13 protein-coding genes and 1 pseudogene are annotated in these 12,678 nt (G+C 71.7%); 9 read left to right on the forward strand and 5 right to left on the reverse strand.

The window, feature by feature from the left end; genetic code table 11:
- Nucleotides 1-209: 209 nt before the first annotated feature.
- On the forward strand, nt 210-626 hold the full coding sequence (locus ABZ887_RS01830; protein WP_361281798.1) for an ester cyclase: 417 nt from the start codon (nt 210-212) through the stop codon (nt 624-626).
- A gap of 274 nt (nt 627-900) precedes the next feature.
- Here the strand turns inward: ABZ887_RS01830 and infA are convergent, their stop codons facing one another.
- Nucleotides 901-1,125 carry a translation initiation factor IF-1 gene (infA, locus tag ABZ887_RS01835; RefSeq protein WP_361281801.1) on the reverse strand — a complete coding sequence of 75 codons (225 nt, stop codon included), beginning with the start codon at nt 1,123-1,125 and terminating at the stop codon, nt 901-903.
- Complete coding sequence (locus tag ABZ887_RS01840; protein WP_361281806.1) at nt 1,122-1,913, reverse strand: GNAT family N-acetyltransferase; 792 nt, start codon at nt 1,911-1,913, stop codon at nt 1,122-1,124. The genes infA and ABZ887_RS01840 overlap by 4 nt, the downstream gene beginning before the upstream one ends.
- Before the next feature lie 261 nt (nt 1,914-2,174).
- Between ABZ887_RS01840 and ABZ887_RS01845 the strand changes: the two are divergent.
- From ABZ887_RS01845 to ABZ887_RS01855, 3 genes and pseudogenes are all read left to right on the forward strand, one after another.
- Nucleotides 2,175-2,591: pseudogene (locus tag ABZ887_RS01845) on the forward strand (HXXEE domain-containing protein); the annotation flags it as partial.
- 164 nt (nt 2,592-2,755) lie between these two features.
- Nucleotides 2,756-3,577 (forward strand): MerR family transcriptional regulator, encoded by an 822-nt coding sequence (locus ABZ887_RS01850; protein ID WP_361281809.1) that lies wholly within the window; start codon nt 2,756-2,758, stop codon nt 3,575-3,577.
- Between the two features lie 139 nt (nt 3,578-3,716).
- Nucleotides 3,717-4,196, forward strand: coding sequence for a hypothetical protein (locus tag ABZ887_RS01855; protein WP_361281811.1), 480 nt, complete (start codon nt 3,717-3,719; stop codon nt 4,194-4,196).
- 72 nt (nt 4,197-4,268) lie between these two features.
- Here ABZ887_RS01855 and ABZ887_RS01860 read toward each other — a convergent pair whose 3' ends face one another.
- Nucleotides 4,269-5,063 (reverse strand): pectate lyase, encoded by a 795-nt coding sequence (locus tag ABZ887_RS01860; protein WP_361281813.1) that lies wholly within the window; start codon nt 5,061-5,063, stop codon nt 4,269-4,271.
- Between the two features lie 441 nt (nt 5,064-5,504).
- On the opposite strand from ABZ887_RS01860, the gene ABZ887_RS01865 reads away from it, so the two are divergent.
- Entirely contained in the window at nt 5,505-6,767 is a 1,263-nt protein-coding gene (locus tag ABZ887_RS01865; RefSeq protein ID WP_361282422.1) for an SGNH/GDSL hydrolase family protein, read from the forward strand.
- A 51-nt stretch (nt 6,768-6,818) separates the two neighbouring features.
- Here ABZ887_RS01865 and ABZ887_RS01870 read toward each other — a convergent pair whose 3' ends face one another.
- Together ABZ887_RS01870 and ABZ887_RS01875 are read right to left on the reverse strand one after the other, a co-directional pair.
- The gene (locus ABZ887_RS01870; protein ID WP_361281815.1) at nt 6,819-7,262 is read right to left on the reverse strand and encodes a cupin domain-containing protein; all 444 of its coding nucleotides are present in this window, start codon (nt 7,260-7,262) and stop codon (nt 6,819-6,821) included.
- Between the two features lie 126 nt (nt 7,263-7,388).
- On the reverse strand, nt 7,389-8,876 hold the full coding sequence (locus tag ABZ887_RS01875) for a PucR family transcriptional regulator (RefSeq protein ID WP_361281817.1): 1,488 nt from the start codon (nt 8,874-8,876) through the stop codon (nt 7,389-7,391).
- 153 nt (nt 8,877-9,029) lie between these two features.
- Here ABZ887_RS01875 and speB point away from each other — a divergent pair, with 153 nt between their 5' ends.
- From speB to ABZ887_RS01895, 4 genes are read left to right on the forward strand one after another with little or no spacing between them, the layout of a single operon-like run.
- On the forward strand, nt 9,030-9,998 hold the full coding sequence (gene speB, locus ABZ887_RS01880; protein ID WP_361281819.1) for an agmatinase: 969 nt from the start codon (nt 9,030-9,032) through the stop codon (nt 9,996-9,998).
- On the forward strand, nt 9,995-11,563 hold the full coding sequence (locus tag ABZ887_RS01885) for a cytosine permease (RefSeq protein ID WP_361281821.1): 1,569 nt from the start codon (nt 9,995-9,997) through the stop codon (nt 11,561-11,563). Before speB ends, ABZ887_RS01885 begins: the two co-directional genes overlap by 4 nt.
- A 5-nt stretch (nt 11,564-11,568) precedes the next feature.
- Entirely contained in the window at nt 11,569-12,222 is a 654-nt protein-coding gene (locus tag ABZ887_RS01890; protein WP_361281823.1) for a cyclase family protein, read from the forward strand.
- Nucleotides 12,219-12,617: a nuclear transport factor 2 family protein gene (locus tag ABZ887_RS01895; protein WP_361281825.1), complete on the forward strand. Its 399-nt coding sequence runs from the start codon at nt 12,219-12,221 to the stop codon at nt 12,615-12,617. The genes ABZ887_RS01890 and ABZ887_RS01895 overlap by 4 nt, the downstream gene beginning before the upstream one ends.
- Nucleotides 12,618-12,678: the final 61 nt, after the last annotated feature.

Consider the following 12,678-nt stretch of genomic DNA (forward strand, 5'->3'; position numbering starts at 1 on the left):
GCCCGCGCAGTCGGCCGACGACGTCCGGCGCCGCGCCACGAAGACCTGCGCCGAAGATTTGCACCGAAGACCTGCACCGAAGACCTGCGCCGAAGGGCCGCCGCGCAGACATGCCGGTGATGTGTGACCGGTGTACGGTCGAAATACCGTGTGAGTGGGCTTCGCGGCCTACGGACAGGCCAGGGGCCCGGAAGCTCCGGGAGTTGCGCATGGCTCAGCAGACGAACATCGCCGCACAGACCGCTTTCGGAGAGGCCGTCGTCGCCGGCGACCTCGATGCCCTGGACGAGATCGTCGCGACCAACTCGACGGACCATGATCCCGCGCCGGGGCAGACGTCCGGGCCCGGCGGGTACAAGACCATGTTCGGCGAGTTGCGAACAGCCTTTCCCGACCTGGACCTCCAGGTGGAGCACCTGGTCGCCACCGACGACGAGTTGGCGTTCGCCTATGTCATCTCCGGGACGCACCTGGGACCGCTGAGGGGGCGACCGGCGACCGGCAGGAAGGTGAGCTACCGAGGCATGCAGATCAGCCGCTTCGACAGCGACGGCAAACTCGTCGAACGCTGGGGAAGCAGCGACGAACTCGGCATGCTGCGCCAGCTCGGCCTCGTGGAGGTGTGACCCGGCGAGGCTCTGCGCGGAACGGGCACCGGCCTGCCGGCCTCTTCGCTTACTGAAGGGCATGGCCCGTCCATCACTGGAGCGACCTCGTAGCCGGCATCGCCGACCTCGCGACCGGGCGCCGGCACCACCGGCACGCCGACGTGATCGCACTCGACACCGTCGACGTCGGCTACCGGTGTCGGACTGCTGACCCGAGCCGGGTGGCCGGAAACCCGGCCACCCGGCCCTGTCCGGCCCCGGGTTCAGCTACCGCGCGAGGTGCCGGCCGCCGCTAGTTCCGGTACCGGAACACGATCCTGCCGCGTGTCAGGTCGTACGGCGGGAGCTCCACCAGCACCCGGTCCTCCAGCATGATCCTGATGTAGTTCTTGCGGATCTTCCCGCTGATGTGCGCGAGCACCTGGTGGCCGTTCTCGAGCTCCACGGTGAACATGGCGCTGCGCAGGCACTCGACGACCTTGCCCTCGACTTCGATGACGTTCTTGTTCCTCGTCATCGAACCAGCTCCAGGTTGCTGCTCGTCGGCCGGGCGCCGATGCCCTCGAACAGCGCCGAGGCCGCCTGGTTGGACTCCTGGACCTCGGTCCAGGCCGTGGTGCACCCGGAGCGGTGCAGCGTCCCCAGCGCGTGGGCCAGCAGCGCCCGTGCGATGCCGCGGCGCTGTTCGCCGGCCCGGACCGCGAGCAGCCCGATGCGCGGCCGTTTCACCGTCACCACCCGGATCAGCCCCAGGTAGTGGTCGGGTGCCGCCGCCACCGCGTACTTCGACGGGTCGACGACGGTGTCGCCCTCGCGGCAGGGAATCACCTCCGCGGGCATCGAATGCCACCCGACGGTCGCCTCGACCTCGTCACGGATCGCGCGGTCCACAGCCCGCAGCAGACTCTCGTCCGCCTGGCCGGCGGGCACGATCGTCACGCCCGCGGGCGGCAGGACTTCTTCGAGCCCGGTGACCCGCGGGTCGGTCGGCACGACGTACTCCCACTCGCGGCGCCGGACCGTGAAACCGGCCCGCCGCCAGCCGGCCGTCAGCTCGGCGTCGGCCTCGTCGACCAGCGTGTACAGCGGCGCCGGCAGCTCCGCCAGCATCGCCTCGGCGAGCCGGTCGAAGGCGGCGTCGTGCCAGGCGTCGATACTGACGAACAGGCGTCCGTCCGGCCGGTGTTGCGCATGCCCGCGGCCGACCACCAGGTCGTCGTCCAGCGCATGCCATTGCCTGTCCGCGACGCGCGTGACCAGTACCGCGTTCTCGCTCAGGCCGGATGTGAAAGGCTTCGTGTCCATCGGAGTCTCCCTCCAGGAGTGCCTCGATCTCAGGCGCTCCTGGCGACACCGAACGTCAGCCGCCGGACCGTGACGGGTTGAGGGAGCACCCACGGGTAACAGCGTTCACGGGGCTCACCTCCATACGACGACTTCACGGTCCACCACGAAGCTAACAGCGGGTCGCGGCCTCGCTCAAATCCTTTTGCGTGCTGCCAGACTTCTTGTTCATGAGTGGACACGGGGTGGGCGATGGCGGTGCAGGGGTCGGGGTCGGGGTGACCTTGGGTGCCGGAACGAGTGTGGCTGCGGCTGGAGTCCGTGGACGGGCGGGAGTTCGCCACGGCCGTCGCCGGGATGGCCGTGGTGGTGGCCGGCGCTGCGGCCGACGGGCACCGCACGGGTGGACGCTCAGGCTTCTACCAAGGGGCTCTCAACGGGTTCGGGCTGCACGCGCTGGTGCATCTGGCCCAGGCCGCCACCGTCCGTGGATACACGCCCGGTGCGGTCACTTCACCGTTGGTGGTCATCCCCTTCGCCCTGTGGGCTCGCGGCCGACTGCGGCGAGCCGGTGTCCTACGACCCGCACGTCCACGCGAACTGCTGCAGGGGCTCGCGCTGGCGGCGGCGGCCACGGCCGGAACGCACACGGTGGCGCGACGGCTTCTGCGCCGAGGGGCGCACGACGACGGGACCTGATCACCCACTCACGGGACCTGACCACTCACTTGGGGACTCGCCTGACGGGGACGGCCGGTAGCTGTGCCCACTGCGCCGGTGACGGCCCACGCTCTCGGTGTTCCTCCGCCGCCGAGTAGCTTCTTGACCCTCACACCGTGTCAGGCGGTCAGCTCGGAGACATCATGTTCACCATCGGAGACTTCGCCCGGCACGGCCGCGTCTCGGTCCGGATGCTGCGTCACTACGACGCGACCGGCCTGCTGCGCCCGGCCCACGTCGACCCCGCCAGCGGCTACCGCTACTACACCGCTGCCCAACTCGCCCGCCTCAACCGGATCATCGCGCTCAAGGACCTCGGATTCACCCTTCAGCAGGTCCTGGACATCGTGGACGAGAAGGTCGGCGCCGAGGAACTGCGCGGCATGCTGCGGCTGCGGCGGGCAGAACTGGAGACCGCCGTGGCCGCCGCGGGAGCACGGCTGGTCCAGGTCGAGGCGAGGCTCCGAGCGATCGAGAGCGAGGGCCACATGCCCACGAACGACGTTGTCGTCAAGAGCGTCCCCACGGTCCGGGTGGCGGAACTGACCGCGACCGCCGCGAGCTACGGGCCCGAGGACATCGGCCCGGTCATCGGGCCGCTCTACGACGAACTGTTCCGGCACCTGGAAACGGCGGGGATCGCCGCCACGGGTCCCGGTGTCGCGTACTACGAGGACGCTCCGGAGGGCGGCGGCAGGATCAGCGTCCACGCCGCCGTGCAGGTCTCCGCGCCTCTCCAGGACGGCGCCTTCCGCGTCCTGGACCTGCCGTCCCTGGAGCAGGCGGCGACCATCGTGCACCGCGGTTCGATGGACACCGTGCTGCCCACCGCCCAGACCCTGGCCCGCTGGACCGATGCCAACGGCTACCGGTCGAACGGATACCCCCGCGAGGTCAATCTGGAGTGCCCGGAGAACCGTGACGACTGGGTGACGGAGCTGCAGGCACCGGTGACCCGGGCCTGATCGGGCGCGCCCGAGCCGCCCGCTCGGTATCTCGACCTGGCCCGGTCGCCGGAGATCCGCAGGAAGAAGCGGTCGACGGGATCGCCTCCGCCGCGAGAGCCACTGGTGGCGGTGCGCCGGTTGGGACAAGCTGCCGCACATGGACTGGATGTCGCTTCTCTCCACGCTGACCGGTGCTGTGATCGGCATCGCGGCCACTCTGATCGCCGATCGCAACCGGTGGCGGCGCGAGGAGCTCAGGCATGCGTTGGAAGTACGGCGCGAGGTGTACACGGAGTTCGCCTCCGCCCTCAAGGCGGCAGGCGAAGAGATGCGGGCCGTCGCCCTGGGGGATCACATGTCGGATTCGGTGCGTGACGCGGCCGTGCGGGAGGCGGTCCGTGGCTCCGGCCTCTACACGGCGAGCGAACGCCTCTGGCTCGTGGGCATGCCACAGGTCGTCGCGGCGGGGAACGAGGCGTTCCACGGCGTACGCGCGATACGCGACGCCTACGCCCGGGGCGTGGCGGTGGGCTCCGCCGAGGAGGCGAGCCTCGTGGGGGTACGGCGTGCGGCCATGGCGCGGATGCGTCGCCTCATGCGCGAGGACCTGGGCATCGGGCCCCTCGGGATCGAGTGACCGCCGCCGTCCCCGAGGGTGCCGGTGGGGCCGCCGTCGCCCGGTGGGAGGCGGCGGCCCCACCGCCCCGGCTCACTTGTAAGTGATGTCCGAGCTCGCGTACTTGCAGTACGTCCCGTCCGGTCCGCCCCCGTTGGTCGGTGGTTCCGCGCCGGTGTTGTTGCCGATGTACTTCTGGCAGGGCACGATCTTCTTGCTGCTGTCCCCGACGATCGTGATGTTCTTCAGCGTCGCGCTGTCGCCGTAGTTGGTGTTGATTCCGACCAGCGCGCTGCCCTTGTACGTCGCCTCGATGGTGTTGAGGTTGATGGTGCGCTTGTACTGCGTGGAGCAGTTGCCGCACGAGCGGACCAGCTTGCCGAAGTTCTGTACCGCGAAGTTGGACACGTTCAGTGTCCCGGCGCCGTTGAACTGGAACACCTTGTCGCTGGCTTCCTTCGCGCCGCCGCCGGAGACGGTGTACACGTTGGACGACGAGGAGCCGCGGAAGGTCGCCGCGTCCTCGCCGACGTCCTCCCACCACACGTTCTGCAGGGTGCAACTGCCCTCGCAGTGGATGCCGTCCGCGGCGGGCGCACCGATGATGACGTTCTTCAGGACGGTGCCGGCCGCCAGATCGAGGATCGGATCCTGGTCCTCGCTCTGTCCGCCGCTGCCCAGGTCGCCGCTGCCGTACAGGCGCAGCATCCCGTAGTCCTTCGTACCCGACAGCTTGATCGTCGCGCTGACGGCCTGGCTGCCGCTGGCGGTCGGCCAGGTGGCGGCCTCCGCCGAGGTTTCGGTGAGCATGAGCATGCCAAGTGAGAGTCCCAGGGCGGCCGTCCCGCCCAGCAGTGCGCGCACACTGCTCCGTGCTCGTGAAGTCATGTCCCGTATGCCTTCTCTCGAGTGGGGGGTCCTGTGGCGGCGTTCCGTCGGTCGTGCAGATGGGTGACGTGTGTTCACGGTGCGGAACGCCATGTGGTGGCACCTGGACGAATGAGGGGCCATTGGTAGGTGCCGGTCAGGGTGTTGAACGGAACGTAGGGGGAAAGCGCTTTCTGGTCAACGCTTCGCGCAGCATTCGTTCCGGTTGCCCCGGCGATTCCGCGAAGTGGCGTGGGAGCGCTTCCATGGATGGTTGTGTGCATGTCACCATGCCGGGAGTTCCCCGCACGACGCCGCACCGAGCCGCGATCAGAAAGGGACAACGACGTGCCTCCCACGCCCGGCTCCAGGTCCGTACCCGCACCCGGCTCCGCCTCTGGGCCCGTCCCGCAGTCCGGCAGAGCGCCGCTCGCCACGGTCCTCAGCGCCTGTGTCCTCGTCATGGCCCTGGTGGTGACCGCCACGGCCGTCACCGCGCTGGTCCGTGGTCCCGGCCGGGTCGCCTCGGCCGCCCGCCAGGGCGGCCACTGGGTGAACACCTGGACCGGGATGCCCCAGCTCACCGAGCCCGGCAATCTGCCGCCCGCGCCCTACACGGGGGAGAGGTCGGTCCTGGCCGACACCACCCTGCGCCAGACCGTGCGGGTGACTGTCGGCGCCCACCGGCTCCGGTTGCGCTTCTCCAACGCCTACGGCGACACCGCGCTCCCGCTCACCTCGGTGACCGTGGCGCTTCCGGCGGGCGGCAGGGCGGGGGCCGCCGCGATCGTTCCCGGCAGCCTGCACCGGGTGACGTTCTCCGGGCGGGCCGCGACCGTCGTACCCGTCGGGGCCCAGGTCGTCTCCGATCCCGTCGACTTCGACCTGGCGGCGGGGTCCGATCTCACGGTCACGGCGTACACCGCGCAGGGCCAGCCCGATCTGGCGCTCACCTCGCACCCGGGATCGCGCACCACGTCGTACCTCGTCGGCGGCGACCACACGCAGGACCCGGATCTGACCGGTGCGACCGCGGTCGACCACTGGTACCTCCTCAGCGACGTCGAGGTCCTCGCACCCGCCGCGACCCGGGCCGTGGCCGTCCTCGGTGACTCCCTCACCGACGGCCGGGGGTCCACGACCAACGGCAACGACCGCTGGCCCGACCAGTTCTTCGACCGCCTGCAGTCCCGGGCCGCCACCTCGGACATCGCCGTCCTCAACCAGGCGGCCGGCGGCAACCGGGTCCTCGACGACGGCCTCGGCCCCAACGTCCTGGCCCGGCTCGACCGCGACGTCCTCGCCCGCAGCGGGGTCTCCTGGCTGATCGTCTTCGAGGGCGTCAACGACATCGGCACCGCCGCCGCAACCCCGCAGGCCCAGCAGGCCGTCGCCGACGACCTGATCGCCGCCTACCGGCAGATCGTCGTCCGCGCCCATGCCCAGGGCATCCGCGTCTACGGCGCCACCCTGCTGCCCTTCGGCGGCAACGCCTACGACGACGGCGCCGGGGTGCGGGAGGCGGCCCGGCAGCGCGTCAACGCCTGGATCCGGGGGCCGGGGCACTTCGACGCGGTGATCGACTTCGACCGGGTGGTACGGGACCCGGCCGATCCGAGCCGCCTGCGTGCAGACCTCCAGGTGGGGGACTGGTTGCACCTCAACCCGACCGGGTACGGGGCGCTGGCGGCGGCGGTGCCCACGCGGCTGTTCCGCACCTCGTAGCGGGCCCGGGCCGGGTGGAGAACTGCGGACGGTGCGGGCGCCCGAGACGGGTCAGCCGGCAGGCCGCGGGGCGCGCAGGTGGGCGCGGGACCTGAGCTCGTCCTCCTCGACCAGTTCGAGCATGGGCCTGCCCGGCGCGCACATCATGGTGACGACGAACTCGGTCCTGGCGTCGGGGAGGGCGTTGCCGTCCTGGTAGTGGATGACGTCGCCGCCCGGCTCCCAGAACGTGCCGCCCGCCTCGACGATCCGCTCGGGCTCGCCTTCCAGCTCGAAGCGGACCGCGCCCTTGAGGACGTAGCCGAAGGCCGGGCCGGAGTGACGGTGCGGCGGGGTTCCGGGATCGCCGGGCTCCCACCCGACATGGATGGTCATCGCCGAGGCGCCCTCGGGGACGGTGATCGGAGCGGCTTCCTGGAGCATCTTCACCGCCCGGGTCCAGCTCGGGGCGTCCGGGTCGTCGCCGGGGTGCGTGTGCTGCGGGTTCTCCGACACTGAGCCGTCCCTTCCTCGTCCGGTGCCGAGCGTGATCGACTCTACGTCGGGCGGGCTCGCGACCGTTGCCTTCGCAACCGGCTGGCGGCGACGTGTCGCGGCGGACCTCCGTGACGCGGGCGCCCGCTACGGCCCCGCGACCGCCACGCCGAGCTCGGTGGCCGCGCGCACGGCCAACCAGACCTCGGTGAAGGCGGCGGTCGTGGACAGGTCCCGGCCGGTCACCTCGCCGAAGCGGCGCAGCCGGTAGGCGAGGGTGTTGGGGTGGATGTGGAGTGCCGCGGCGGCGTCCTCGGTGCGACGGTCGCGTTCCATCCAGGTGCGGACGGAGACCAGCAGCTGCGACCCGTGCGCCGCGTCGTAGCGCAGGGCCTCGCCGAGCACCTGCTCGACCAGCGCCGACAGCAGCCGCCGGTCCTCGGGCAGCCAGCGCCCGGTGGCGTCCTCGCCGTAGTGCAGGAGCGGCTTGCCCGCCTCCTCGGCGCGTCCGGCCGCCCACTCCGCCTCCTGCCGGGCGACCCGCAGGGGCTCGCCGACGGCGAAGGGACGGCTCACCCCGCACACCGCGCCCGGCAGGTCGGCCAGGGCCTCGGTGAAGCCGGGTTCGGCCAGGACCAGCCGGTCCTCGCCGCGGCGCAGGGTCAGGTGCGGGTGGTCGGAGAGCGCGCCGTCCAGCTGCTCGTCCTGGGCGCGCCGGAGCACCGCGAGGACGACCGGCCGCTGGGTGTCCAGGCCGTGGTGGGCCAGCCGGCGCTGGGCGCCGGCCGGGTCGAGGGTGTCCTGGAGCATCTCCGCGAGGGTCTCCGCGCCCTCCCGCCGCAGGACCTCGCGTTCCTGGCGCACCATCGCGAGCCGCAGGGCGGCGACGGTGGCCAGGTGCTGGACGACGGCCAGCCCGGCCGGGCGGGCCCCGGCCTGTTCCAGCGCGACCAGGTAGCCGGCCGCGCCGCCCGGGCCGAGGACGGGCAGCACGAAGCCGCCGGGCACGGTCGGCGGGGCGTCCGGGTCCGCCGGGAGCGCCGAGAGGTCCTCCGGCGCCGCGACGCCGGGCAGCAGGGGGCGTCCCTGGGGGGTGCACAGGAAGATGCGGTAGCCGCTGAGCTGCTCCAGGCGGTCGAAGAGCGCGGGGATGTCCAGGTTCTCCTCGGCCATCCACCGCAGCGCGCCGAAGACCTGGAGCTGGGCGCCGAGCCGTTCGGCGGACTTCTCGCTGACCGCGGCGGCGACCTCCTGGGCGATGGTGACGAAGGGAACCGTGAGCGGCACTTCGAGGACCGGGAAACCGCGCTCCTCGGCCGCGGCGAGGAACGCCTGCCGCAGCGCCGGGGTCCGCAGCTGGGTACTGAGCACCAGCGCCGCGACGCCCGCGTCGTCGAGCCGCTCCAGATAGCGCCGCTGCGCCTCGCCGCCACGGGGCACGGCCAGGCCCACGGTCATGATCACCTCCGAGCCCTGGAGCCAGGGGGTCGGGTCCTCCAGCTCGCTGACGTGCGCCCAGGAGACCGTGCGGCCCAGGCCGCCGCCGCCCGCGAGCAGTCGCATCTGCAACGCCGGGAAGGACAGCAGGTCACCGACGGTGAGGACGGAACGCGGAGTCACTTTGTGGTCGGACACAAGACCACTGTAGTTCTTCGTGCCGTCAACAATTGACCCTGTCGGTCGGTCGTCCGCACACTGAGGCATCCCCCCGCTACCGGAACCACCAGCTCCGGTCCAGGGTCCGCCCACCCGGCGGTGCACTCCCAGGCTCGACAGGAAAGGCGCCCCATGACGACCGAGCCCCGTGGACCCGTGGACTCCTCCCGGATCCCCCGCTACGCGGGACCCGCGACCTTCGCCCGGCTGCCGAGGCTGGACGAGGTGCCCCGCGCGGACATCGCCGTCGTCGGCGTGCCCTTCGACACCGGCGTCTCCTACCGCCCCGGCGCCCGGTTCGCCCCGGCCGCGGTGCGCGAGGCGTCCCGGCTGCTGCGCCCGTACCACCCGGCGCTCGACGTGTCGCCGTTCGCGGCGGTGCAGGTCGCCGACGCCGGGGACATCCCGGTGAACCCCTTCGACATCAACGAGGCGATCGAGACCGTCGAGCACGAGGCCTCCCGCCTCCAGGCCGACGGCACGAAGCTCGTCACCATCGGCGGCGACCACACCATCGCGCTGCCGCTGCTGCGCGCGGTCGCCAAGCGGCACGGACCGGTCGCCGTCCTCCACTTCGACGCCCATCTCGACACCTGGGACACCTACTTCGGCGCCGAGTACACCCACGGCACCCCGTTCCGCCGCGCCGTCGAGGAGGGCATCGTCGACACCGAGGCGCTCAGCCACGTCGGCACCCGCGGCCCCCTGTACGGCAAGCGGGACCTGGAGGAGGACCGGCGCCTCGGCTTCGGCATCGTCACCTCCTCCGACGTGTTGCGCCGCGGCGTCGACGAGACCGTGGACGCGCTGCGGCAGCGCATCGGCGACCGGCCGCTGTACGTCTCCGTCGACATCGACGTCCTCGACCCCGCCCACGCCCCCGGCACCGGTACCCCGGAAGCCGGCGGCATGACCTCGCGTGAGCTGCTGGAGATCCTGCGCGGCCTCGCCGGGCTCAACCTCGTCGGCGGCGACGTCGTCGAGGTCGCCCCCGCCTACGACCACGCCGACATCACCTCCGTCGCCGCGTCGCACGTCGCCTACGACCTGATCAGCCTGTTCACCCTGGACTCCGCCGGCCCTCGCGAGGAGCAGACATGACCACCAGCCCCCAAGCGGAGCAGCACGACGCCCCGTCGCTGACCGAGATCGAGACCTACGGTGTCGAGCGCATCCCGGACGCCGACCGCACCGCCCGGCCGCTCGACCTGTTCCGGGTCGCCTTCGGCGGCGCGAACACCTTCGCCACCTGTGTCCTCGGCGCCTTCCCGATCCTGTTCGGGCTCTCCTTCTGGCAGGGCCTCGCGGCCACCGGCCTCGGACTCGCCGTCGGCGCGCTGATCCTCGCGCCGCTGGCCGTGTTCGGGCCGCTGAACGGCACCAACAACTCGGTGTCCTCCTCCGCCCACCTGGGCGTGCACGGCCGGGTCGTCGGCTCCTTCCTCTCCCTGCTGACCGCGGTCGCCTTCTTCTCCATCTCCGTGTGGTCCTCCGGCGACGCCCTCGTCGGCGGCGCGCACCGGATGTTCCACCTGCCGACCAACGACGGCGTCTACGCGCTCGCGTACGGGCTGTTCGCCGCGCTGGTGCTGACGGTGTGCATCTACGGCTTCCGCTTCATGCTCTTCGTGAACAAGATCGCGGTGGCCGCCGCCTCCCTGCTCTTCGTCCTCGGTCTGTTCGCGTTCGGCGGCGACTTCGACGCCGGCTACCAGGGCAGCTTCCACTCGCTGAGCACCCCCGGCTTCTGGCCGGCGTTCATCGGCTCCGCGCTGATCGTGCTCTCCAACCCCGTCTCGTTCGGTGCCTTCCTCGGCGACTGGGCCCGCTACATCCCCGCCGACACCCCGCGCCGCCGGGTCATGGGCGCCGCCTTCCTCTCCCAGATCGCGACGATCCTGCCGTTCTTCTTCGGCCTGGCGACCGCCTCGATCATCGCCGCGAAGGCCGGGAACTTCCTCGACCCGAGCGCCCCGGACTACGTCGGCGGTCTGCTGGCGATCTCGCCGGCCTGGTTCTTCCTGCCGGTCTGCCTGCTCGCGCTGATCGGCGGCATGTCCACCGGCACCACCTCGCTCTACGGCACCGGCCTCGACTTCGCCAGCGTCTTCCCCCGGTTCAGCCGGGTGCAGGCCACCGTGTTCATCGGCGTCCTGTCGATCTGCTTCATCTTCGTCGGCCGGTTCGCCGCCAACCTGACCCAGTCGATCTCCACCTTCGCGACGCTGATCATCGTCTGCACCGCGCCCTGGATGATCATCATGACCCTGGGCTTCCTCACCCGCCGCGGCTGGTACGACCCCGACTCGCTCCAGGTCTTCAACCGCCGCCAGCGGGGCGGGCGTTACTGGTTCACGCACGGCTGGAACTGGCGCGGCATGAGCGCCTGGCTGGCCTCCGCCCTGCTCGCGGTCCAGTTCGTCAACCTCCCGGGCCAGTTCGTCGGCGCCCTGGGCGACCTCGCGGGCGGCGTGGACATCTCCCTGCCCGTCGGCCTGGGCCTCGCCGCGATCCTCTACCTGGCCCTGCTGTGGCTCTTCCCCGAGCCCCGCGCCGTCTTCGGCCCCGAGGGCCCGCGGCTGGTGCGCTCCGTCGACACCCCGGTGCCGCCGATCACCGCCGCCGACGGCGCCCCCGTCGCCGCGCCCGAGCCCGCGGAGGTGTGAGCGGGATGCGCCTGATCGACCTGTCCGTGCCGCTGCGCACCGGCATGCCGGTCTACCCCGGCGACCCGGAGGTGGACATCCGCCCCGCGCTCACCGCGGCCCGGGACGGTGTCAACGTCCTTCAGGTGCACATGGGTTCGCAGTCCGGCACGCACGTGGACGCGCCGTCCCACATCGAGGACGGCCTGCCCGCGCTGGACCAGCTGCCGCTGGACCGGTTCGACGGACCCGCCCACGTCGTCGACGCCCGGGGCCTCGCTCCCCGGGCGGCCATCGGGCCGGACCTGCTCGCCCGCGTCCCGGCCGGCCGGATCGTGCTGATCGCCACCGGCTGGTCCGCGCACTGGGGCACCGACGCCTACCACGCCCACCCCTACCTGACGGAGGCGGCGGCCGCCCTCCTGGTCGCCCGCGGCGTGTACACCGTCGGCATCGACGCGCTGAGCGTCGACCCCACCCCTGGCGAGACCCTGCCCGCCCACCGCATCCTGTGCGGCGCCGACGCCGTCATCGCCGAGAACCTCACCAACCTCGCCGAGGTCCTGGACGCCCAGCACTCCGGCCACGACGTCCACGTCAGCCTCTTCCCCCTGCACCTGCCCGGCGCGGACGGCGCACCCGTCCGCGCCGTGGCCCGGATCTCGGAGCCGAAGCCTTGAGCAACGACCACGACACCGCCCTCGCGGCGGCGGACGCCCTGATCGCCGCCTTCGCCGAGGGCCGCACCGACGACTACTTCGACGCCTTCGCGCCCGACGCCACGTTCGTCTTCCACACCACCGAACGGCGGCTGGACTCCACCCAGGAGTACCGCGCCCTGTGGCAGAAGTGGAGCGAGGAGGACGCCTTCCGCGTCCTGTCCTGCGACTCCACCGACCGCCGCCTCCAACTCCTCGGCGACACGGCCGTGTTCACCCACTCGGTGACCACCCGTGTCTCCACCACGGCCGGCGAGGAGGTGCTCCGCGAACGCGAGACCATCGTCCTCCACCGCGCCGACGGCAACGGGGCCTGGCTGGCGGTCCACGAGCACCTGTCCGCCGCGAGTGTCTGACAGCGACGGTCCGTCAGCGCCCCGTAAGGGGCGCGGGGAACTGCGCGACCAGCCACGGCGG

The organism is Streptomyces sp. NPDC047061 (genome assembly GCF_040643955.1).
GTDB lineage: Bacteria > Actinomycetota > Actinomycetes > Streptomycetales > Streptomycetaceae > Streptomyces.

Coding starts and splice junctions, on each gene's coding strand:
- ABZ887_RS01830 (WP_361281798.1), top strand. CDS start 210: ATGGCTCAGCAGACGAACATCGCCGCACAGACCGCTTTCGGAGAGGCC.
- infA (WP_361281801.1), bottom strand. CDS start 1,125: ATGACGAGGAACAAGAACGTCATCGAAGTCGAGGGCAAGGTCGTCGAG.
- ABZ887_RS01840 (WP_361281806.1), bottom strand. CDS start 1,913: ATGGACACGAAGCCTTTCACATCCGGCCTGAGCGAGAACGCGGTACTG.
- ABZ887_RS01850 (WP_361281809.1), top strand. CDS start 2,756: ATGTTCACCATCGGAGACTTCGCCCGGCACGGCCGCGTCTCGGTCCGG.
- ABZ887_RS01855 (WP_361281811.1), top strand. CDS start 3,717: ATGGACTGGATGTCGCTTCTCTCCACGCTGACCGGTGCTGTGATCGGC.
- ABZ887_RS01860 (WP_361281813.1), bottom strand. CDS start 5,063: ATGACTTCACGAGCACGGAGCAGTGTGCGCGCACTGCTGGGCGGGACG.
- ABZ887_RS01865 (WP_361282422.1), top strand. CDS start 5,505: ATGGCCCTGGTGGTGACCGCCACGGCCGTCACCGCGCTGGTCCGTGGT.
- speB (WP_361281819.1), top strand. CDS start 9,030: ATGACGACCGAGCCCCGTGGACCCGTGGACTCCTCCCGGATCCCCCGC.
- ABZ887_RS01885 (WP_361281821.1), top strand. CDS start 9,995: ATGACCACCAGCCCCCAAGCGGAGCAGCACGACGCCCCGTCGCTGACC.
- ABZ887_RS01890 (WP_361281823.1), top strand. CDS start 11,569: ATGCGCCTGATCGACCTGTCCGTGCCGCTGCGCACCGGCATGCCGGTC.